This is a genomic window from Tabrizicola sp. (assembly GCF_041911175.1).
In the GTDB taxonomy this organism is placed as follows: domain Bacteria; phylum Pseudomonadota; class Alphaproteobacteria; order Rhodobacterales; family Rhodobacteraceae; genus Tabrizicola.
In genome coordinates, this window is sequence record NZ_JAYRPN010000059.1 from 17,428 (window position 1) to 38,347 (window position 20,920).

General features: G+C 63.8%; 16 protein-coding genes. 11 read left to right on the top strand and 5 right to left on the bottom strand.

The features are described 5' to 3' along the window. Nucleotide 1 precedes the first annotated feature (1 nt). From ACE3P6_RS07595 to ACE3P6_RS07630, 8 genes are all read left to right on the top strand, one after another. Nucleotides 2-133 carry a hypothetical protein gene (locus ACE3P6_RS07595; RefSeq protein WP_374393393.1) on the top strand — a complete coding sequence of 44 codons (132 nt, stop codon included), beginning with the start codon at nucleotides 2-4 and terminating at the stop codon, nucleotides 131-133. Between the two features lie 4 nt (nucleotides 134-137). Beyond that, nucleotides 138-422, top strand: coding sequence for a hypothetical protein (locus ACE3P6_RS07600; RefSeq protein ID WP_374393396.1), 285 nt, complete (start codon nucleotides 138-140; stop codon nucleotides 420-422). After that, nucleotides 419-1,246, top strand: a complete 828-nt coding sequence (locus ACE3P6_RS07605; protein ID WP_374393399.1) for a metallophosphoesterase — start codon at nucleotides 419-421, stop codon at nucleotides 1,244-1,246. Before ACE3P6_RS07600 ends, ACE3P6_RS07605 begins: the two co-directional genes overlap by 4 nt. Nucleotide 1,247: 1 nt before the next feature. Further along, complete coding sequence (locus ACE3P6_RS07610) at nucleotides 1,248-1,862, top strand: HAD family hydrolase (RefSeq protein ID WP_374393401.1); 615 nt, start codon at nucleotides 1,248-1,250, stop codon at nucleotides 1,860-1,862. A gap of 43 nt (nucleotides 1,863-1,905) precedes the next feature. Beyond that, nucleotides 1,906-2,736: a metallophosphoesterase gene (locus tag ACE3P6_RS07615; RefSeq protein WP_374393403.1), complete on the top strand. Its 831-nt coding sequence runs from the start codon at nucleotides 1,906-1,908 to the stop codon at nucleotides 2,734-2,736. A gap of 67 nt (nucleotides 2,737-2,803) precedes the next feature. Next, the gene (locus tag ACE3P6_RS07620; RefSeq protein ID WP_374393405.1) at nucleotides 2,804-3,655 is read left to right on the top strand and encodes a metallophosphoesterase; all 852 of its coding nucleotides are present in this window, start codon (nucleotides 2,804-2,806) and stop codon (nucleotides 3,653-3,655) included. Then, nucleotides 3,652-3,993 (top strand): nucleotidyltransferase domain-containing protein, encoded by a 342-nt coding sequence (locus ACE3P6_RS07625; RefSeq protein WP_374393407.1) that lies wholly within the window; start codon nucleotides 3,652-3,654, stop codon nucleotides 3,991-3,993. The genes ACE3P6_RS07620 and ACE3P6_RS07625 overlap by 4 nt, the downstream gene beginning before the upstream one ends. 537 nt (nucleotides 3,994-4,530) lie before the next feature. Continuing rightward, nucleotides 4,531-4,944 (top strand): MbcA/ParS/Xre antitoxin family protein, encoded by a 414-nt coding sequence (locus tag ACE3P6_RS07630; protein WP_374393409.1) that lies wholly within the window; start codon nucleotides 4,531-4,533, stop codon nucleotides 4,942-4,944. 227 nt (nucleotides 4,945-5,171) lie between these two features. Here the strand turns inward: ACE3P6_RS07630 and ACE3P6_RS07635 are convergent, their stop codons facing one another. Together ACE3P6_RS07635 and ACE3P6_RS07640 are read right to left on the bottom strand one after the other, a co-directional pair. Next, the gene (locus ACE3P6_RS07635; RefSeq protein ID WP_374393412.1) at nucleotides 5,172-5,429 is read right to left on the bottom strand and encodes an AbrB/MazE/SpoVT family DNA-binding domain-containing protein; all 258 of its coding nucleotides are present in this window, start codon (nucleotides 5,427-5,429) and stop codon (nucleotides 5,172-5,174) included. A gap of 512 nt (nucleotides 5,430-5,941) precedes the next feature. Next, complete coding sequence (locus ACE3P6_RS07640; RefSeq protein WP_374393414.1) at nucleotides 5,942-8,944, bottom strand: DUF3427 domain-containing protein; 3,003 nt, start codon at nucleotides 8,942-8,944, stop codon at nucleotides 5,942-5,944. 210 nt (nucleotides 8,945-9,154) lie between these two features. On the opposite strand from ACE3P6_RS07640, the gene ACE3P6_RS07645 reads away from it, so the two are divergent. Next, nucleotides 9,155-13,855 (top strand): DUF3320 domain-containing protein, encoded by a 4,701-nt coding sequence (locus ACE3P6_RS07645; protein WP_374393417.1) that lies wholly within the window; start codon nucleotides 9,155-9,157, stop codon nucleotides 13,853-13,855. Nucleotides 13,856-13,933: 78 nt separating this feature from the next. Here ACE3P6_RS07645 and ACE3P6_RS07650 read toward each other — a convergent pair whose 3' ends face one another. Genes ACE3P6_RS07650 through ACE3P6_RS07660 form a run of 3 tightly spaced genes read right to left on the bottom strand, consistent with a single transcriptional unit; the run spans nucleotide 13,934 to nucleotide 17,303 of the window. Then, nucleotides 13,934-14,845, bottom strand: coding sequence for a plasmid partitioning protein RepB C-terminal domain-containing protein (locus ACE3P6_RS07650; protein ID WP_374393419.1), 912 nt, complete (start codon nucleotides 14,843-14,845; stop codon nucleotides 13,934-13,936). Next, a complete protein-coding gene (locus ACE3P6_RS07655; protein WP_374393421.1) occupies nucleotides 14,842-15,726 on the bottom strand; it encodes a ParB/RepB/Spo0J family partition protein in 885 nt (294 codons plus the stop codon). The genes ACE3P6_RS07650 and ACE3P6_RS07655 overlap by 4 nt, the downstream gene beginning before the upstream one ends. After that, nucleotides 15,720-17,303 carry a recombinase family protein gene (locus tag ACE3P6_RS07660; protein WP_374393424.1) on the bottom strand — a complete coding sequence of 528 codons (1,584 nt, stop codon included), beginning with the start codon at nucleotides 17,301-17,303 and terminating at the stop codon, nucleotides 15,720-15,722. Before ACE3P6_RS07660 ends, ACE3P6_RS07655 begins: the two co-directional genes overlap by 7 nt. 211 nt (nucleotides 17,304-17,514) lie before the next feature. On the opposite strand from ACE3P6_RS07660, the gene ACE3P6_RS07665 reads away from it, so the two are divergent. Beyond that, nucleotides 17,515-17,868 carry a helix-turn-helix domain-containing protein gene (locus ACE3P6_RS07665; protein ID WP_374393426.1) on the top strand — a complete coding sequence of 118 codons (354 nt, stop codon included), beginning with the start codon at nucleotides 17,515-17,517 and terminating at the stop codon, nucleotides 17,866-17,868. A 177-nt stretch (nucleotides 17,869-18,045) separates the two neighbouring features. Further along, a complete protein-coding gene (locus tag ACE3P6_RS07670) occupies nucleotides 18,046-20,919 on the top strand; it encodes an SNF2-related protein (RefSeq protein ID WP_374393430.1) in 2,874 nt (957 codons plus the stop codon). Nucleotide 20,920 lies beyond the last annotated feature (1 nt).

Sequence of the window (20,920 nt, forward strand, 5' to 3'; positions counted from 1 at the left end):
GATGGCCGGTTTCACGGTCTTCGACGCCTTCATCAAGCAGGCATTCGACGCTCCGCCGGCCGGGCAGCGCGTTGATGCCGCCCGGCCCGCGACCGCCATGCGTTCCGCGATCCTGAACCGGCACAGGAGGTAACCCGATGTCTGGAAAGAAGCATGTCCGGACGGCAAGGAAACAGGCGGCCATCGCCCATGCGTCGTCGGCTCTGACGGACGCCGCCGATGATGCCGCCGTCATCAAGGATCTGCTGGTGCTGGTGCAACTGGCCGGCACGGCGCTCGAGCCGGCGACGGCAGGCGCCGTATCCAGCGGTGCGATGGCCGCCCGCCAGCATATGTCCAGTCTGCGGGACAACCTGCACGCCGCGCGGCGCGAGCTGGCAAGGCTGCGGCCGAAAGATCGACCCGAGGGGGACCAAACATGACCCATTGGGTCACGGCGGACCCGCATTTCGGCCATGCCAACATCATCCGGTTCTGCAACCGTCCGTTTCCCGATGTCGAGGCGATGGACGCGCATATCCTTGAACAATATCGGGCGCGGGTCCGGCCCGGGGACGATCTGTGGATCCTCGGAGATTTCGCGGTCGGCAAGTCCAACGGGACCCAGCGGGCTGCGGTCCGGGCGATGTTCGACGCGTTTCCTGGCCGCAAGCACCTTGTTCTCGGCAACCATGATCGGCCGTGGATCCGTGATTTGCCTTGGGACAGCGTGACCCAGATAGCCGACATCCTGGTGGATGGCAGGCGGCTGTTCCTGTGCCATTACCCGATGATCACCTGGCCCGGGGCACGGCGGGGCGGATTGCAGTTGTTCGGCCATGTGCATCGGAACTGGCCCGGAACCCGCAACAGCGTGAATGTCGGCGTGGATATATGGGATTTCCGGCCCATCACCCTGCCGGAGATCGAGGGGCGCGCGGCAACCCTGCCGGTCAACCGGCACTGGGACGAGGTCGAGCCTGGCTGCGCCTTTCCGACGGTCCTGTGCGCTTGGTGCTCTGCGACGCTCGACCCGCAGACCGTCTTCGGCCACGCCCTGGTGCGGAGCGACCGGCTCGTCGTCGCACAGGACGGCACGACGATCGCGAGGATCGGCGTAGGACTGCCGAGGGATCTGACTGAAGACGATCATCTCTGCCCGGAGTGCATCGGCGGCCACCTCTCCCTCGGCCACCTCACCTTGCCTGCGGGGCATCGTTACGTCGAGAAGATCAATCGCAGCATCCCCGAAGATCGGGAGGCCTGACATGACGGGATCGCATATCCGCGCCGTGGCTTTCGATTGCTTCGGAACCCTGTTGCACATTGGTGCGCCCACAAATCCCTGGCGGTCGTTGCTGTCGGAGGCGCACCGGCAGCCGGGCGGCCACATGCTCGACCCGCGCCGCGAGCCCATTCCCACCATAGAGGCCTTCGCGGCGGCCTGCGGCACCAAGTTCCGCCCGGAATGGCGGCGCGATCTCGACCGGGAACTCGCCTCCATCGAACTGGTGCCGGAAGCCCTTGCCGTGCTGGGGCGCTTACGCGCCGCCGGTTTCTGGTTCGCCTTGGCCAGCAACCTGGCCTCGGCCTATGTCGAACCCGCGCTACGCTTGCTCGGCGGCCACGTCGATGTCACCTGCTTTTCCTGCGATGCCGATGTCCGCGCCGTGAAGCCGGAAGGCGCGTTCTTCGCGGCCCTGCAGAACAGGTTCGGCCTTCCGGCCGAAGACATCCTCATGGTCGGCGACAGCCTCACATCGGATGTCCGCGGCGCCGGGGCGGCCGGATTACCCGCCCTGCATCTGGTGCCGGGAGGAGCTCCTGGCCCGGGGAGGATCTCCCGCCTCGCCGACGTGCCGGCCTTATTCGACCTCGCATAGCCGCCCATCCATGTTTCCAACGCTTCTCATTCAGGAAAGTCCGATGCTCATCCTCGTCACAGCCGACCTTCACCCCGATCTCTGGCGGCGCACGGGACGCGATCCCTTTGCAGCACTTGCGCCAGTGCTCGGGGCGGTCGATGCGCTGGTCGTCGCCGGCGATCTGACCAACAATCCGCTACGCAACTGGCCGGATGCCCTGGCCCGCCTCTCCCGGCTCATCGATCCGGCGAAGATCCATATCCTGCCGGGAAACCACGATTATTACCACTTCCGCCTCGATGGCGACTACCGGCTGCGGGCGATGGTCGAGGATGCGGGCATGACATGGGCGCAAAAGGCCGAGGTCGTGTTCGGCGGGGTGCGCTTCCTCTGCGCGACGTTGTGGACCGATTTCCGGCTTACCGGCGACGAGGCCGCCGCCGGGAACGCCGCCCGGCAGGCGATGAACGATTACCGTCTGATCCTGCGCAACGCCCGTAGCGACATACTGCTGCCCCGGCACACCGCCGAGGTCCATGCCGAGCACCTGGCCTGGCTGACCGACCGGATCGCCCGGCCCCATGCCGGACCCACGGTGATCGTGACGCATCACGGGCCGAGCCCCTGCGCCACCGGGCCGATCGATCGGCTGACGCCCGCCTTCTCGTCGGACCTTGACGGCTGGATCCTGCTGCACAAACCCGACCTCTGGCTGTTCGGCCATACCCACCGCCGCCTCGCCGGTCAGGTCGGCCACACGCGGATCATGAACATCTCGCAGGGCTATCCCGGGGAGGTGCCGGAAGGCGACGAGACCGACATCCTGCTGCGCGGGCTGATCGACACCGATGCGCCAGGGTTGCTGGCGGACGGGAGGAAGGACACGGAATGATGGAGGACAGGGAACCCGGCGCCGAGGCGGAGACGCTGCTGCGCGGCCTTCTGGAAGAGGACCGGCCATGAAGGTCCTGATCCTCGCCGACCTGCATCTTGACGAGATCTCCGAAGAGGCCCGGCATCGCCTCGGTCGGGCGATCCGCCATGTCGGCCGCGACGCCGAACTGCTGATCATCGCCGGCGATCTGGCGGAGGCCGCCCTCGACCGATGGCCGGAGGAGATCCGCTGGCTCGGCACCCTCCATCCGGCCGCGAAAACCGTGATCCTGCCGGGCAATCACGACTACTATCACGGCAATCTCGACACGCTGGACCGCGATCTTGCCCGCATCTGCCAGGAGGCGGGGTGCGGCTTCGGGCAATGCCAACGGCTGGTGCTGGGCGACACCCGCATCCTGATGACCACGCTCTGGACCGACATGCGCCTCTGTGCGGGCGGGGATCCGGTCGCCTTCGAGGAATCCATCCGCCATGCCGCACAGAGGATGCCCGACTGCGCCGCCGCCTATGGCTGGAGCAGCATCCTGATCGGCGACCCGGAACGCGCGCTTCGGCCGGAGGACACCATCGCCGTCCATGAACGGCAGAGAGGCTGGCTGATCTCGGAGCTGGCGAAGCCCTGGCCCGGCAGGACCGTCGTGGTGACGCACCACGCGCCCTCCGCCTCGGTCGCGGGCACGATGACACCGCTGTCACCCTGCTTTGCCTCCGATCTCGACAGCCTGATCGACAGCCATCGCCCCGACGCCTGGATCTTCGGTCACACCCACCGCTCCGCCGACCTGCGCGCGCCCGGCGGCACGCTGCTGCGCAACGTCTCGATCGGCTATGAACACGAGTTTCGCCCAGGAGATCCCGAACAGCGCGTTCGGCGGGGGCTGATCGATCTCGACAGGATCGGGGAACGGGAATGACACGGCGGCGAGTCGAGGGGTTCTTCCGGGAAGAGCCAAGGCCGCGGGATCTGATCACCCTGTGCCGGACCGAACTCTTCGCCGAGGAAATCTGGCTCTTCGGTAGCCGCGCCCGGGGCGATCACCGGCCCGACAGCGACTGGGATATCCTCGTCGTGGTGCGCGACGATGCACCGGAGGAAGTGCTGGAGCCGATGAACACCTACAGGATTCGCCGAAGATCCGGCGTCAACTGCGACCTGTTGGCAGCGAAGAAGGCAGACTTCGAGGATGCGAAAGATGTGGTGACAACGCTGAGTTACGCCGTCAAACGGGAGGGCATCAGGCTGGATAGATGAATGCGGTCAAAGCATCAGCGCCATCTTGCCGGCGCTCCAGCAAGAAGGATGTTTGTGGGTCCGGAGACCCCGAAAGGCGCGTCCGGAAGGGGCTGATCGATCTGGATCTTATCGGGAGCGAACAGGGGTGACACGGGGGCGCGGGGAGAACTCCTGGAACGTTCGCGCCGACGAGCGAAGATGCCGTCGCCAGCCTGCTCGCCACGCCGCCCCGATCACGAAGGGGGTCCGCGGCCGTCCGGCCGGCGACTATGCGGCGCTGCATCCGAACGACCATGTGAACCATGGCCAGTCCATCCATTGCGTGGTGCCCTCGGCGGTGAAGCTGGCGGTGCCTGATGCCCGCGGCCCGCTGATGACGGCGCTGGACGGGCAGGCCCATGCTTGGCGCGGTCGATGCGCTGGTCGTCGCCGGCGACCTGACCAACAACCTGCCAAGCAACTGGCCGGATGCCTTGGTCCGGCCGTGATCGGGATCGGACGCTTTGACAAACGACCTTCTGCCCTTGATCGTGGTCGTGATGACAGGAGGCCGCAATGATGTCGGGACTACAGCGAAGCGCATTGGCCTCAACCACGCCCCACCTGACCGATGCGGAGGCCCGGGCCGCCGCCCGCGCAATCGTGAACCTGTTCCACCTGTGGAGCGTCAGCGATACGGAGGCCAGGGATCTGCTCGGCGGCTTGTCCAGCCGCACCTGGTCCAGTTGGAAAGCCGGGAACATCGGCCGGATCGGGCGTGACCTCGAGACTCGCCTGTCCCTTTATCTCGGCATACATGGCGCGCTGCGGCTCGTCTTCGGAAACGACGGGCCACGCCTCTACGGCTGGATGCGGCGCGAGAACGCGGCCTTCGGGGGGCGGTCCGCTCTGGAGATCATCCGCAACGGGCAGATGCTCGACCTCTGGCGGGTGCGGCAATACCTTGACGCCCAGAGCACCGGCGACTGATCCTTCTTGAAGGGTTTTTTTGCGGCGCGCTGGATGAGGCAGTCAGCCATCAGCGACACGACAAACCTGCCGTGCGGGTGAAGTAACCGCTCTGCATGATAGGCAAGGCCGTCGGAATGCCCGTCAGCCGGTCGAACGGCCCGGGCGAGACGACCAGCACCGAGCGCGTTGCTTTTCGCTGCTCTGCGCAGGGTCCAGCGGCACGGGATAGATGTCACCGTGCTCAATCAGATCAACTCGGCACCTGCCGGAGCCTCGTTGATCCATGCGGGATCCTTTCCGGTCGGTTCGGCCGAAGCATCGCAGTGTGCCAGAAGCTCGTCGAGCGTGTAGCCTGGGCGCGACTGCGGATGGACCACCAGTCGCCCGTTGTCGACGGTCAGCGCAACCTTGGTTCCGGCTCCGATGTGGAGCAGATCGAGCAACGTGGGCGGGACCACCATCATCACCGATTCCCCGACCTTGTGCGGAGTCGTCGTGTGCATCGGTCCCTCCATCATTACATCTAGAGTATAGCACCTTGGATGCGCCGCACTAAGGGTTCAACTCCGCACAACAGCCAAGACATCCCGATCGCTTCCAGGCCGAAGCCGGGCGTGGTCCCGGCTTCTCCCGATCATGACGCATCACGGCCCCAGTCCCTCCGCAACCGACCCAATCGACAGGTTGACGCCCATCTGCCGACGGTTGAATCTCCCGGCACGGCCCGGATCTCTGGCTGTTCGGCCACACTCATCGCCGCCTTTCCAGCCCGTCGGCCGAACGCGGATCATGAACATTTCGCTGGGTTATCCCAGGAAGATGCCCGAGGACGACGAGAACCCGAACGACGCGGGCTGATCAACCTTGATCTCCTCGGAATCGAACCGGAATGACACAGGCGGGTCGACTGGGCTGTGGTCGAAAAATCTGCCGCCTCGCGACCAGTGGCCATAAAATGATTTCAGCACCCCGGCCGTCGCGCATGACGAAGTGTCGGAAGACATCAGGCCGGACTCTAGGATGGCACCCGCAGCATCTTGCGGAAATGTTCGGGCACCGGCTCGGGCAGATCCCAGTCGATGGTGATCGGTTTTTCACCGTGCCATCCGGCAAAGCGGGGGATGCCGAGGTAGAGGAAGGGAGCCGCGGTCTTGCCGCGCAGTTTTTCACTGCGCACGAACAGGTGGACCCGGTGGTCCAGCAACTGCCCCGACAGGATCCGGCCGTGCCGACTGGCCTGCCGCGTCTGGCTCTGGCTTTGCCATTGCAGGCGGGTGGGCGACAGGAAACGGTCCTCGTAATGGTTGCCGGCGGCCATGGTGCCTTTCTTGAGCGTGGTCAGCAGGACCAGATCCCGGTCCAGTGCCACGATCCCGGAATTCCAGTTCCCAGGGTTGAACACCGCGCCGAACAGCGGCGGAATGTCTTCGCGCATGTATTCGTGCCAGAGCTGCGGCGTGGTCCGGAACGGGGATGCCGCATCGTCCATCTCCTGTCCCGCGCCTGCCGCACCGGCAAAACCGGCAAAACCGGCAAGCCGCCAGTCGATCAACTCTTCCAGCAGGTCGGGCAAGCCTGCCGCCGGCGGACGGCGCAGGGACAGCCGGTCGCCCTCCACCCGGAATTCGGGGCTCATCGCCCAATTCGGCCAGGCGGTATCCAACCGATCCAGGCCCAGCGGAAGATTGCGGCGCCGAGCGGCAATTGCCGCCTTCTGGACGAGGCGTTCGCGCGCCTCGCCGCGCTCCGGATCCGACAGCAGCGCAAGAAGCAGCAAGAGCGGTCCGGCATCGGGAAAATTCGCCCGCTCCACCGTCTGCAGCAAGGTCTTGTGGATCTGCGAGGCCTCCGGCACCGCATCGCCCATATCGCGCACGAAGTCGAACCAGCCGCCATGGCCGGTGCGCGCCGGCTGGAACCCGGCACCGGCAAATTCCGCCGCTCGGGGGCGTTCGCCCATCCGGGCGCGGAAATCGCGATACCAGGCCTCGGCCTCGTCGCCGCCGGGCCGTTGCTTCAGCATCGCGTGCAGGAAATCCAGCGCCTGAAGATCATAGGTGATTTCGCAACCCGGCGGCAGGTCCAGCGTGCCCGCAGCCGCAGCCTCGATCCGCTGCGACAGCGAACGGTCGCCGTCGGCAGCGGCCAGCAGCGCCCGGGCCTTGGTGAGGAAAACCCGGTGATTGCCGATATAGTCGATCACCCGCAGCACCTTGTCGCCATGGCGGCGCAGGCCCCGGCCCAGCTGTTGCAGGAACAGGATGGTGCTTTCGGTCGGTCGCAGCATCAGCACGGTGCCGATCATCGGCACGTCCACGCCCTCGTTGAACATGTCGACGGCGAAGAGGACGTCGAGATCGCCCCGGCCAAGAGCCTCCAACGATGAGGCCCGGGGCGCCGATCCCGGGCCGGAATGGACCGAGGCCGCGCGCAGCCCGGCGGCGGTGAAATATTCGGCCATGAAATCGGCGTGGCGGGTCGAAACGCAAAAGCCGATGGCCGGACCTTGGCCATGCTGACGCAATTGTTCCAGCGCGTTTTCGGCCCGGGAGCGGGTCGCCACGGCCTCGGTTAGCGCCGTCTCGTCGAAGCGGGCGGATCGCCATGGGATTTGCGCGTAATCCACATCATCCGGCACGCCGAAATAATGGAACGGCGCCAAGAGGCCCCGGGTGATCCCTTCGTAAAGATCGCAGCGGAAAACGAGGTTTTCATCGCAAAGCGACAGCAGGTCGCCGCCGTCGGTGCGCTCGGGCGTCGCGGTCAGGCCCAGCAGGAAGCGCGGGGTGAAATGACCAAGCAGGCCGCGGTAGCTCGCGGCCGAGGCGTGGTGGAACTCGTCCACCACGATATAGTCGAACTCAGCGGGGGCGAAGCGGCGCAGATGCTCGGCCCGACCCAGTGTCTGGATCGAGGCGAAGACGATTTCGCCCTCCTCCTTGGCGGTGCCGGAATAGCGGCCGAAACGCGCCTCGGGACGGATCTGGCGATAGGTCGCCATGGCCTGCGCGAGGATCTCCTCGCGATGCGCGACGAACAGCACTCGGTCGAAGCCGCGGCTGTCGAAGGCCGAAAGCCAGGTCTTGCCAAGGCCCGTGGCGAGAACAACCAGCCCGGCGTGATGGCCGTCGCGCCGCGTCGCCGCCAGGGCCGCCAGCGCCTCGATCTGGATGCCGTGCGGTTCCGGCGCCTCTTTCGGCGGCTCAGCATTCGCGATCTTCCCGGCGAAATCCGGCAGAGGCCGGGCTTTGCGCCGCGCGGTATAGGCGTCGATCCAGCCATCGGTCAGAGGCACCACCCGCGGGTCGGCCAGCAGCGCCTCGAACGCCCCCTCGACCGCCCGCAGATCGCCCGGCGAGGCGCTGTGCAGGTTCCATTCCACGCCATCGGTCAGCGCCGAGCGGCTGAGGTTGGAACTGCCGACGATGGTGGCGCCGCCCGTTCCGGTGGCCCGAAACAGCCAGGCCTTGGGGTGAAAGCTGGTGCCACGGGTTTCAAACACATGCGGCTCGAACCGGCCGGGCAGCCCCTCGTTGTCCAGATCACGCAGCTTGCGCAGGGCCGAGGGCTCGGTCACATCCAGATAGTCGCCGACCACCAGCCGCAACTGCCCGCCGCGATCCAAGAGATCCTCAAGCCATGGGAAGATCAGGCTCACCCCGCTGTCCAGCGCGAAGGCGATGGCCAGATCGACCGCTTCGGCCGTGTCGATATGGCGGATGAGATGGGTCAGCAGCGGATCATCGCCGCCCGCGATCAGCAGGCCAGGTGCATCTGCCGGACCTTCATCGAGTTCCAGAGTGAAATGCCCATGGGTCCGGGTGGACCGCAGCACGGGCGCACCGTCTCGAAGCGCAGCCGAGATCAGCGACAGCATCGCCAGCTGTTCCGTCGCGTCCAGATCGGCCCAAGCCGCGACATGCCGCCCCGGCGCGATGAGATCGCCCGAGGCTCCGGCGCAACGCAGGGCGGCAAGCCCCATGGCACGGGCACAGATCGGGCAGTCGGCAGCAGTCATCGGCGCGGGGATTCCTTTCCGCCGGCCAGGCTACCAGGCGCGGGCAGACTGTCCAGGCGGATATGCGATCAATTCCCGGGTTGTTCCGACGCGCCAATCGGTGAATTAATCCGGTAAAGCCGTGGTTTGGTCAAAATCTGGTCAGACCTCGGTTTGCATCGTTGCGGGCGGTGGCTGCGTGTCATCCGACAAGAAAAGGACAAACTCATCATGCTCGATCACGCGGATCGCTTGACGACGAAGGTTCTTGATGCCGCGCGGCGCAAGCTCTTGGAAACCGGAACCCGCAATCGGCTGATCCATGTGAACCGGGCGAACCAGCGCGCCAATTGCCTGACGATCATCAACGAACGGTCCGACGATGTGTTCGACCTCTTGCGCGACCAGGCGAAACGGCTGCGTTTCAAGGCGACCGGAAAAGACCGTCGGAAGGATGAGGAACAGGAGGGTGAGCAGCTTTCGCTGCTGTCCACTGAGGCTGAAATCGTGGAATCCGCCGGACCCGAGCGGTTCACCGACCAGTTTCTCGATACCCCCCTTGGCCCGGAGGCGCAGGCACGGCGGCTGTTGCGGCTGGCCAGCGATGCGCGCATCGCCGAAGAGGAGCAGGGCCTCAATATCCTCTACCTTGCGCTCGGTTTCCTGAAATGGCGGGAGGACCGCAACTCCGACATCTGGCGCGAGGCACCGCTGGTGCTGCTCCCGGTGGAACTGGTGCGGAACGAACGCACCTCGACCTATGACATCCGGGCCCGCGAGGACGATATCACCACCAACCTGCCCCTGCAGGAGCGGCTGCGGCAGGATTTCGGCGTTCTACTGCCGGAGGTGGACGAGGCCGAGGGATGGCAGCCGTCGCAATATTATGCGCGCGTGGCCGATGCGGTCTCGGGTCAGCCCGGTTGGTCGGTCGATGCAGATGGAATGCAGCTTGGGTTCTTTTCCTTTGCGAAGCTTCTGATGCATCGTGACCTGGACCCGACCTCCTGGTCCGAAGGCGGGCTGACCGACAATCCGCTTCTGGCAGGACTGCTGGCCCAGGGGTTCGATGGCGGGCAATCGCTGTTCGGGCCCGAGGACAAGCTCGACATCCTGCTCGATCCCGCCGACATCGTTCAGGTCGTCGATGCAGATGCCTCGCAAACCAAGGTGATCGAGGAGGTGCGGCGTGGGTCGAACCTGGTCGTTCAGGGACCGCCGGGAACTGGCAAGTCCCAGACGATCACCAATCTCATCGCGGCGGCGGCGCATGACGGCAAGACCGTGCTTTTCGTGGCCGAGAAGATGGCGGCGCTGTCGGTCGTGCATCATCGGCTCGTAAAATCCGGCCTGCGCGACATCTGCCTGGAACTGCATTCCCGCAGCGCCAACAAGAAGGCACTTGCGCAGGAACTGGGCCGAACCCTGATGGCCAGCGCGGCGGCGCTACCGGCAATTGCGGACGCGGCGGCCTTGCGGCAGGACCGAGACACGCTGAACAGGATTTCGGACCTGCTGCATCAGCCCATGGGAGCGCCGGGCGATACGCCGTTCCGGGCCATGTCCGAGATCATCGGACTGATCGGAAAAGGCGTGCAGCCGCCGTCGATCCCGTTGGATCATCTCGACCGTCTCGGGTTGTCGCAAAGGCGTGTGGCGGCCCAGGCCATCGCCCGCTTCGTCGAGGCCCTGACCCGGATCGGCGCTCCGGAGGCGCATCCTTTCCGGGGCACCCGGGACTACGACCTTCAGCCAACCGACCTTTCCAGGCTGGAGCTGGAACTGGAAGCGGCATCCAGCGCGCTGCGGAAACTTGCGGAAGAGGCCGCGCGGCTGGCAAGAACGGCGCTTCGGCCCGTGCCGCTTTCGCTTTCCGATGTGACAGCGTTGGTAGCCATATTGGAGCTGTTGTCCTCGGCCCCCTCAGATGCGCAATCCGCTGTCACGCAGAGCCTGTTCGAGCGTGTCGATCAGGCCCGGCTGGCCGAGGCCCTGACCGCAGGCAGCGAATGGTCCAAGGCGCGGCGTGACGCCGAGAGCCGGTTCGCAGAACCGGCGTGGACGGCAGATATTTCATCTTTGCGGGTCGCCATCGCCGGCGGTCAGGCTTCCTTCTTCGCGCGGATATTCGGGCCCTATCGCAAAGCCTCGGCAGGTCTGGCAGGGCTGCTGTCGGCACCGCTTCCGAAGGCAGCGGCGGAGCGCCTGGCGCTGGTCGACCAGTTGGCCCATGTGCAGACCCTTCGTCGACGGCTGGCCGATGATGAGGCGTGGCTGCAAGCCGCCCTGGGCGAGAACTGGCGCTGCGAGCGCACCGATTTCGCGGGATTCGCCGAAGTTTCGGCCTGGCTGGGCAAGCTGAAGATCACTGGTTTCGCTTCGGCCGAAGATGTCCTGTCGGCACTGGTGGCGGCCGATGTTCCTGCGCGAGCGGCTCTTGCGGCCTTGGCCCGTAATGCTGAAGAGCAGGCCGGCAAACCGATTGCCCGGTTGAAGCTTAGTCTGGAGCAGGCCGAGTTCGTCCCGGACCTGCGCGGCGTGGATATCGGAGAGCTGGCCGCAGCCTTCGAGGACATGCGCACCGAGAGCTGGAGTTATGCCGACTGGGCGGCGTTGGCGCGCGCGACGGCGCAGATGGTCGAGGCCGGGGCCGGCGATGTGGTCGATGCGGTCGGCGATGGCCGTGTCGATCCTGACAAGGCGGTGGACGAATTCACCTATGCCTGCGCCGAGGCGCGGTGGAACGCGGCACGGGCCGCGCGGCCGGAACTTGGGCGGCTGGCCGGGCTGGACCGGCATGAGCTGGTGCGCCTGTTCCAGGAAAAGGAGCGTTCACGCCTGAACGACGCGCAGGCGCTGATCCTGGCGCGCCATTTCGCCCAAATTCCCCGCGGCAGCATGGGCGAGATGGGCGTGATCCGTGGCGAGATCGGCCGGAAAAGCCGCCACAAGCCGATCCGCTGGGTGATGAGAAACGCCGGCTCCATGGTGCAGCGCATCAAGCCGGTGATGCTGATGAGCCCGATCTCGGTCGCGCAGTTCCTGCCGCCCGACACGGTGACCTTCGACCTGCTGGTGATCGACGAAGCCTCGCAGATCCGGCCGGAGGATGCCTTGGGCGTCATCGCGCGGGCGCGCCAGATCGTCGTGGTGGGCGACCAGAAGCAGCTTCCGCCGACTTCGTTTTTCGACAGGCTGGTAGATGAGGGCGATGAGGAGGAGGAAGACGAAGATCAGCCGGTCGGCGCCACGGCTGCCGATATGGAGAGTATCCTGTCGCTCTGCGAAGCGAGGGGACTGCGCTCGCGGATGCTGGAATGGCATTACCGGTCGCGCGACCCTTCGCTGATCCGGGTCTCGAATGCCGAATTCTATGGCGACAACCTGGTCCTGCCGCCATCGCCGCTACAGCTGGATCCGAATTACGGGCTGAAGTTCCACCGTGTGCCTGGCGTCTACGCCCGTGGCAAGACGACGACAGCGCGCGCCGGCACCAACAAGATCGAGGCGCAGCATGTGGTGAAGGCGGTCGCTGAACATGCCCGCACCTACCCGGACCTGTCGCTGGGCGTCGTGGCGTTTTCCAAGGCGCAGTCGGATACGCTGACCGAGGTGCTGGAATACGAGCGCCGCCGCGATCCGGTGCTTGACGCCTTCCTGCGCGAGGGCCGGGCCGAGGATGTCTTCGTCAAGAACATCGAGAACGTGCAGGGCGACGAGCGCGACGTGATCCTGATCTCGGTCGGCTACGGTCCGCAGGAACCGAACGGGCGGCTGGCCTCGATGTCCTTCGGCCCGGTGAACGGCGAAGGCGGCGAGAGGCGCCTGAACGTGCTGTTCTCACGGGCCAGAATCCGCTGCGAAGTCTTTGCCTCCTTCGATCCTGGCGACATCGACCCGAGCCGGTCGTCGCGGGAAGGCCCGCGCGTCCTGAAACGCTTCCTCGATTTCGCGAAGACCGGCGTCATCGAAGAACGCGTGGCCACCGGTCTCGAGGCTGACAGCCCGTTCGAGGAGGATGTGATCCGCATCATTCGCGGTCTCGGGTATGAGGCCGATCCGCAGGTCGGCACCGCCGGTTTCCGCATCGACATCGGCGTGCGCCACCCGGACCGCCCCGGCCAGTATATTGTGGCCGTCGAATGCGATGGCGCGGCCTATCATGCGGCACTTTGGGCGCGCGAGCGGGACCGTCTGCGTCAGGACGTGCTGGAAAGCCTCGGCTGGCGCTTCCACCGGATCTGGAGCACGGACTGGTTCCATCGCCGCGAGCATGAAGTCCGGCGGCTTGCCGAAGCCCTGTTGACGGCAAAGGAAGCAGCATCGGACGGAATCGCGGTGCGGGGCGCGAACACTGGAGGGATGGCGCCAATTTTGGCGCCCGAGAATGAAACCTCGGGTCCGATCGAGATCGGCCACCTGGAACTGAGCGCGCCGCCCTACCGGCGCGCGGAATTGTCTGTCCGCAGCGCGGTGGAGCCGCACGAGGCGCCGCAGGGACAGATCGGCGATCTCATCATCAGGATCGTCGAGATCGAGGGACCGATTCATGTGGACGAGATCGCGCGCCGGATCGCGGCGGCCTTCGGCAAGGCCCGCACAGGCGGACGCATCGTCGATGCGGCGATGCGGGCTTTGGCTGCAGCAATGCGGCGCAGCGACAACCGCCTGCGTCGGGTCGGTTCGTTCGTTCTGACGGAGGAACAGGCGGCTGCGCCGCCGGTGCGCGATCGCAGAGACGAGGCGGGTGGGATTCTGAAGGCCGAATATCTGCCACCGATGGAAATCGCAGCCGCAGTCGCCCGGATACGCAGCGAAAGCGGCGTCATGCCACCGGATGAAATGACCAGGGCGGTGGCGCGACTGCTGGGGTTCCAGCGCGTTGGCCCCGATCTGTCGGAAACGATCCTTGCCGTTGTGATGCAAGAGTGAAATCGCCCGTCGATCCAAGATCGCAAGGCAGCTGGCGATGGGCCGGCGACCGGCTCCGCATCGGGCAGGCGCTATAGGCTAACCCGTTGCCTGAATGGCGACCTGCCTGCTTCGCTGTTCGGCGATACGCCGGAACTCTGTGAATATCTCCTTGTGGCGCTGGTCGAGAAATCTCCTGACCTGTGAGTTTTCCATAAGCGATGCGATATAGCCGGATGCCAGAACCAGTTTCAGATTTTCGGCTCCATAGGAGCTTTCGATTTCCCGGATACGGTTTTGGAGATCGGCCATTTCCGTTTGCATCTGTTCTACCTTCTCCGGCGACAGACCCTTCACCTTAGACTTTGGCAGAACCAATAGGTCGGTCGGCTTGGTGGCATCCAGCATGGTCTGGACAAATCCGGATGAATAACTGCTCATGGAAACCATCAAGGCCGCCACATGGAGTTGACGAGCGGGCTTCATCTTCCGCAAGATCTGGAAACTGGCAATCGGGCACCGCTTGTCTTTCAGCATCTCGGCAACTTCCGGGGCGATACCGTCAAGAAGGCGGACTTTCCGACGGATCGTGCTGATGTCGACTTTCATCATCTCTGCCAGCCATTGCTCCGAGACGCCGTCTTCTATCGCCCTCAAAATCATCCGGTGTTCCTGAACCGTAGCGACGGGGCTGTTCCTCTTGTTGTAGGTGAATGCCTCGTCGTCGGTTGCTACAAGGCAAGTCACCCGCTCGGAACCATTCGCCTTCAGAACACCGAATCTGACATGACCGTCCAGCAGAAGGAAATTGCCGCTTCCGTCCTTCATTCGCGTCACTACCGGCGGCTCGACCATGCCTGCCCGCAACATTGTTTCCACGATGATCTGAAATTTCCGGCTCGCCTGTGCCGTGGCCGGCAAAGTTTTTCCAGAAATAATGCGGTCGAACGGGATCTCGATCAGGTCAGGCTCGAAGGCTGCTCCAATCTTCGGAGGCTCGGGATCGGTCATTGGCGTCTCTCCAGAACCAGGCTGGCAATGGGCGCAGGAAGAGTTTCCATTTTTTCAGCTCGAAGCAGTGTGTAGAAATCCTCGTCCTTGAACAGCGCATCCAAGGCCGCGATGATGAATGTAAGGTCGCTTGAAGTCCGATCCGCCTTACGGACGAGATCGCGCTGTCTTGCTATTTCCTTGTTCCAAGTCGTCATGAGCATTTCGGGAGAGATACCGGATGTGCTCTTCTTGCGCGGATCAGGCCGGTTTCTCTTTCCTCGCAGGCGACGTTGCTCGATAAGTCGGCGCGCAGCCAGCAACTGGTTTCCCTTAAGCTGTTTCGCCTCGTAGGCAGCCGCGAGCGACTCCTGTATCGAGCTGTCCTCCGACCGCGCAATCTCCAGCGCGATGTTCAGCGGGATGCGTCCGGCCTCGACGGCGTTGATCAGGCGTTCCTCTCCGGCCTCCTGCAACTGGCTGATCTGCCGAACGTATCCGTGCGACAATCCCGTTTTCTGCGCGATAAGCTCACAGGAATATCCGCGTTGACGCATCGAACCGATGTCCTGAAGCAGTTCCAGTGGACGATGCTGGCGTCGAGCTACGTTCTCGATGATGCTGTGCGCCAGACGTTCCTCGACGGTATGGTCCCTAATGACCGCTGGAATTTCCTTTTGCCCGAGTGCGAGGAATGCCTCGATTCGGCCCTGGCCGCAAACCAATTGATAGGGGTCACCATTTTCTCCGCCCGATACCGTGATAGGCCGTTTGAGGCCGACCTTGGAGATGCTTTCAACAAGCTCCTTGAAGGTCTGGCGATTGCGTTCACGGGGGTTGGAGATCTGGATCCGGTCTATCGCAATCCATTGTATCGGCGCCGGCGCAAGCGGGGTCACCATGACACGAGCTCCGCAATCTGGCTGCGCCGGGTCATCACGACGAAGTCTTCCAAGGTGTCGAAGCGATAGGTATCGAACATAAATCCATTCTCCTCTGCGAGGCCAAGCCTATGGCCCGTGATTTCCGAGCGTGGCAGGAGGTAGTAGTCGAGGGCCGCATCGTTCGCGCCATTCATCCGGACGGCGACGGTGATATCGGGATCCAGACTTGCATCGAACCGGATGATCCAGCGCCGCCCGCCCGCTGCGGTCTGCTGGCACCGTGCAACGACAAGCGAGGCGGTGAACTCATCGTTTATCGCCAGAAGGTCATTCACTGGATTTCGTCGGACGCGGCTGCCTTGCGCCTCGATCTGCGCTACTGTGGACTGCACCGTCTCCCGATGAAGAAGCCGCAGGGCACGATTGATTTCGATGTAACGATAGTCCCGCACTGGATGGAAACCGACCTTCTCGTAGGCCCGGATCAGGCTTCCGAAGCGCGACTGGTAGGCGCTGGCGGGTGGCATGTCTTCGGTCTCGTCTATGATGAGACCGGATAGCATGCCGCGCCGATGAAACAGGCTGGCAAGACGTTCGAGCAGTTCCTCATTGGAATACTGGCGGTTCCGTTCGGCAATGATCTGCCGCACCGTCAGGAAAAGATCATGCGGGACGATAGAGGGAAATGCGCCATCGGCGCGAACCCAGTCCTCGGGCGCATTCGCCCGTCGCGGCACCGTCAACTTGGCAGAGGTTCGGTTGTAGAGGTTGTTGCCGATATATTTCTCGTTCGTCAGAACTTGATGCACCGTAGCGCTGGTCCATGGGCGCCCGAAATCGGTCAGGATACCCTTCGCGTTCAGTTCGGCGGCGATGCCGGACTCGGACAGGCCGTGCGAGGCGAACTGTTCATACATCCATCTGACACGTCGAACCTCGGCCTGCGGGCCCGGCCGCAGAACAACCCGCTCGGTTTGCAAGCTCTTACGGTCTCCACGTTTCAGCTCCTGCTTGATGTGGCCTTTGTCATTCAGGAGCACCCTCCGTAAACCGTAGCCGGCAGGTCCGCCCTGACGAAACCCCAGCCGGACCAGGTTGCAGTGGCCCGCATGAACTTTTGCTGACAGAACACGAAGGAACTCGCCTGAGCCATAGCTGTTAAGGCTCCAGATCACGGCACCCAGATGCTCAGCGCCCTCCGGCACACCGCCGATGCAGAGGTGGATATCGATGCCCGCATTCGCGCAGACCCAGGCATATCTCTCCGACTCGTGCGGGATCTGGAAACGCCCCCAGCGGCTGTGGTCGTAGACGATGACCGCTGCGAAATCGGCTTCGCCATCTTCGATGGTGCGGATCATGTCGAGAAAAGCATCCCGACCCTTCGCCTGCATCCCGCTCTTTCCTTCGTCGGCGTAGACCCGCACGATCTCCAGCCTGTTCTTCTCGGCGTAGGCCCGGATGGCAGCCAATTGGTTGTCGGTGGAATACTGCTGCAGATCGGTCGACATGCGAACATAGGCCGCCGCCCGCCGGCGCCCCTCAGATGAAAGCGCGCGTCCAGGCACGGTGATGCGATACTTTTTACGTGTCACTCTTGCCTCCGTACCCCAGGTGCGGCCTCAAGGACCGTGCAGCGCAGGCGCTGCAAGGTTAGGAAGGAGCCCCTCACGAGTCCATACGTTTTGTTTTATTTTTCCGATTTTCATACATAGGCAGAACTGTCGGGATCCGGCAGTCGCCCTGTCGCTCCTCCGCCGGAGCTATCCGCTTGCGCAATCCAACTGATTGTTGGATGCCGACAGGATGGAGAACAGGATATCACAGCTCAGGAGAGCACAAGGTCTGACCTTGCAGCACCTCGCGGATCGCGTTGGCACGACCAACCAACAGATCAGCCACCTCGAAAAAGGACGCCGGAGGCTGACGGTCGACTGGATGGAGCGCCTTGCCACCGCGCTGGCATGTCAGCCGTTCGAACTGCTTTCGGCCCCCCCCATTGGAACGGGCAGTTCCGGCGAGATGCTGACGGAGCGCGAGCGAGACCTGATCGCAGTCTACCGGCAGCTGGACAAACCCGAACAGGATGTGCTTTGGGAGGCGTTGCTCCCGATGATCCGCTTCATTGTAAAGGCCCCAGGGATGCATGCGCAGGAGTAGCGGGGTTCGCGTCCTGTCGCTCGGCAAACCCAGACTCTTCTCAATCCCCATCCGACGCACGGCGCCCTACGTGATTCCGGCTGGCATCGCTGGTCGGGCGAATGACTTCCGACTGGATCGCCTTTCTTATCGTGCTAGAAGGGTGGCAATAGCAACTCTTGCTGAAATTTCAGGTGCATGACCGAACTGACCGATGTCTTCAGCCCCCACCAGGCAAAATACTTTGCCCACTACCTGACCCGTGAGGGGATCGGAGAGGATGAGGCACTTACGCAGTCCTTGTCGTCTGCACGGGTCGACCTCAATCCCCACCAGGTCGACGCTGCGATGTTTGCCCTGCGCTCGCCCCTGTCGAAGGGGGTTCTGCTTGCCGACGAAGTCGGCCTCGGCAAGACTATCGAGGCCGCGCTCGTCCTTAGCCAGCGTTGGTGGGAGCGGAGCCGCAACCTGCTTCTGGTTGTGCCGGCCTCGCTCCGCAAGCAATGGGCCAATGAGCTTCGGGAAAAGTTTTCTCTGCCGTCCATCATTCTGGACGCGAAGAAACTGAAAGACCTTGTCGCCGCCGACCAGCCAAATCCGATCGGGCGGCGCGAGGGCATCATAATTCTGTCCTACGAATACGCGGCTCGTATCGCTGATGCCCTACGCGCTGTAAAGTGGGATCTCGTGGTTTTCGACGAGGCCCACAAGCTTCGCAACGTCTACAAAGCTGCAGAACACTCACGGGCGGCGATCCTGCGCGATGCCTTGGCTGGATGCCATAAACTGCTGCTGACCGCCACGCCGCTTCAAAACAATCTGATGGAACTTTACGGCCTCGTCACCATCATCGACGACACCTATTTCGGTTCCGAACAGGCCTTTCGCGCGGAGTTCGGCGGGCGCGAGGATGCGACGTCGCGGGCGCTCCTGGCACGGCGGCTCGATCCGATCTGTAGGCGCACCCTGCGGCGGCAGGTTCAGAAGGCAGGCCTGATCAACTATACCAATCGCCTGCCGAAGACCTTCGATTTCACGCCCGACCGGCTGGAGGTCGATCTCTACAACTCGGTTTCCGCCTATCTGCAGAACCCAGAAACCATCGCGCTCGGCCAGAATGGCCGGCATCTCGTCACCCTGATGCTGCGCAAGATCCTGGGATCGTCGTCCTTCGCCATCGCGCAAACGCTCGACAAGATCGTCCATCGTCTCGAAGCGAAGCTGATCGTCGACGACGAGACCCTTGAGGACATTGACGGCTTCTCCGAGGAGGCGGAGGAATGGCGCGACGCTGGCGCGGGGGCCGAGGCGGATGCCGTCGAGGATCATTCGGACGACAAGATCGGACAGGTGGATCCCAAGAAGCTTCAGGCCGAGATCGCCGAGCTGACCCGTTACCGCGACCTCGCGAAGTCGATCACCGATGATGCTAAGGCCAAGGCCCTCCTGGATTGCCTGCCCGGCGTCATGACCGAAATCACCGGGAAGGGGGGGAGCCGCAAGGCCGTCATCTTCACGGAATCCGTCCGCACCCAGAGCTACTTGCGCGACCTTCTCGAAGCGAACGGCTTTGCCGGGCAGACCGTCATCCTGAACGGGTCGAATTCGGACAATGACAGCGCCGCACTTTACAAGGCTTGGCTTGCCAGTAACCGTGGCACCGAAGTGGTCTCAGGTTCGAAAACGGCCGACATGAAGGCCGCCATCGTCGATGCTTTCCGCCATGACCGCAGCATCCTCATCGCCACGGAATCCGGGGCCGAGGGCATCAACCTTCAGTTCTGTTCGCTGCTCATCAACTACGACCTGCCCTGGAACCCTCAGCGTGTCGAGCAGCGGATCGGGCGCTGCCACCGTTATGGCCAGAAGATCGACGTCACCGTCATCAACTTCCTGAACCGCAAGAACCAGGCCGAGGAGCGCATCCATCAACTGCTAGAGCAGAAGTTCAAGCTGTTCGACGGCGTCTTCGGCTCTTCCGACGAGGTGCTGGGCGCCATCGAATCCGGCGTCGACATCGAACGCCGCATCCTGGAAATCGTCCAGCAAAGCCGGACGGACGCCGAGATCAATGCCGCCTTCGACCGCTTGCAGGCGGAATTCAGCGTCGAGATCGACGAAGCCAAGCAGGACGCCCGCAACAAGCTTCTGGCCGAGATGGACGACAAGGTCATCGAGCGCCTGCTGGGCCGCAAGGAAAGCGTCGGCGCGGCCCTGGGCGAATTCAAGCGCGCCCTTCTCGGCCTTGCGCGGGCCGAACTGCCCGGGGCGCGGTTCCATGACGACCACGCGCAGCGCTTCGATCATGACGGCGCGACCTGGTCGACCGAATGGCCCGAGGCCGATGAACGGGGCTGGAACTTCTTCCGGCTTGCCGATGGCGGGCTGGCGGACCGGCTGGTTGCGCAGGCCAAGGGGCGCAGCCTGGCCCCGGCGCGGCTTGTCTTCAACTATCCGGCCTATGACGGCAATCTGGGCGATGTCGCCCGGCTGCGCGGCCAGTCCGGCTGGATGCGGGTGGCGCGGCTGACGCTGAAAACGCCGGCGCGGACCTGGGATGAGATCATCTGTGCGGGTTTCACCGATGACGACACGCCGCTGGACCCTGCCACGGCCGAGCGGATGCTCATGGTGCCCGGACAAGAGGTGGGGGCCATCGGGGAGGAATTGCCGGAAGGTCCGCTGGCGGGGATGGTGGAAGACCGGCAGACCACCTTGATCGGCCGGGCGCAGGAGCGGTTGGGCGAATTCCTCAACGAAGAGGATGAGCGCCTCGACGCATGGCGCAACGATGCCGCGGTCGCCTATGAACAGCAGATGAAGGCCCTGACCAAAGAGGCCACCGAAAAGACCAAGCTGGCCCGCGCCACGCCGAATCTTCAGGCCAAGCTGGAGTTGCAGCGCGAAGGCAAGGCGCTGAAGCGGCAGGTTGACGACCTGCGCCACCAGTTGCACACCCGGCTGCGCGAGATCGACGAGGAACGCGAGCGGATGCTCGACGCCATCGCCGAGCAGTTGAACCTGACACCGCAGGTCGAAGACCTGTTCACGATACGCTGGACGTTGACGTAAG

Bases quoted from the DNA above. Each gene is read 5' to 3' on its own strand.
- ACE3P6_RS07595 (WP_374393393.1), top strand. From the start codon at position 2: ATGGCCGGTTTCACGGTCTTCGACGCCTTCATCAAGCAGGCATTCGAC.
- ACE3P6_RS07635 (WP_374393412.1), bottom strand. From the start codon at position 5,429: ATGCACACGACGACTCCGCACAAGGTCGGGGAATCGGTGATGATGGTG.
- ACE3P6_RS07610 (WP_374393401.1), top strand. From the start codon at position 1,248: ATGACGGGATCGCATATCCGCGCCGTGGCTTTCGATTGCTTCGGAACC.
- ACE3P6_RS07640 (WP_374393414.1), bottom strand. From the start codon at position 8,944: ATGACTGCTGCCGACTGCCCGATCTGTGCCCGTGCCATGGGGCTTGCC.
- ACE3P6_RS07665 (WP_374393426.1), top strand. From the start codon at position 17,515: ATGGAGAACAGGATATCACAGCTCAGGAGAGCACAAGGTCTGACCTTG.
- ACE3P6_RS07655 (WP_374393421.1), bottom strand. From the start codon at position 15,726: ATGGTGACCCCGCTTGCGCCGGCGCCGATACAATGGATTGCGATAGAC.
- ACE3P6_RS07605 (WP_374393399.1), top strand. From the start codon at position 419: ATGACCCATTGGGTCACGGCGGACCCGCATTTCGGCCATGCCAACATC.
- ACE3P6_RS07620 (WP_374393405.1), top strand. From the start codon at position 2,804: ATGAAGGTCCTGATCCTCGCCGACCTGCATCTTGACGAGATCTCCGAA.
- ACE3P6_RS07670 (WP_374393430.1), top strand. From the start codon at position 18,046: ATGACCGAACTGACCGATGTCTTCAGCCCCCACCAGGCAAAATACTTT.
- ACE3P6_RS07630 (WP_374393409.1), top strand. From the start codon at position 4,531: ATGATGTCGGGACTACAGCGAAGCGCATTGGCCTCAACCACGCCCCAC.
- ACE3P6_RS07650 (WP_374393419.1), bottom strand. From the start codon at position 14,845: ATGACCGATCCCGAGCCTCCGAAGATTGGAGCAGCCTTCGAGCCTGAC.
- ACE3P6_RS07615 (WP_374393403.1), top strand. From the start codon at position 1,906: ATGCTCATCCTCGTCACAGCCGACCTTCACCCCGATCTCTGGCGGCGC.
- ACE3P6_RS07600 (WP_374393396.1), top strand. From the start codon at position 138: ATGTCTGGAAAGAAGCATGTCCGGACGGCAAGGAAACAGGCGGCCATC.
- ACE3P6_RS07645 (WP_374393417.1), top strand. From the start codon at position 9,155: ATGCTCGATCACGCGGATCGCTTGACGACGAAGGTTCTTGATGCCGCG.
- ACE3P6_RS07625 (WP_374393407.1), top strand. From the start codon at position 3,652: ATGACACGGCGGCGAGTCGAGGGGTTCTTCCGGGAAGAGCCAAGGCCG.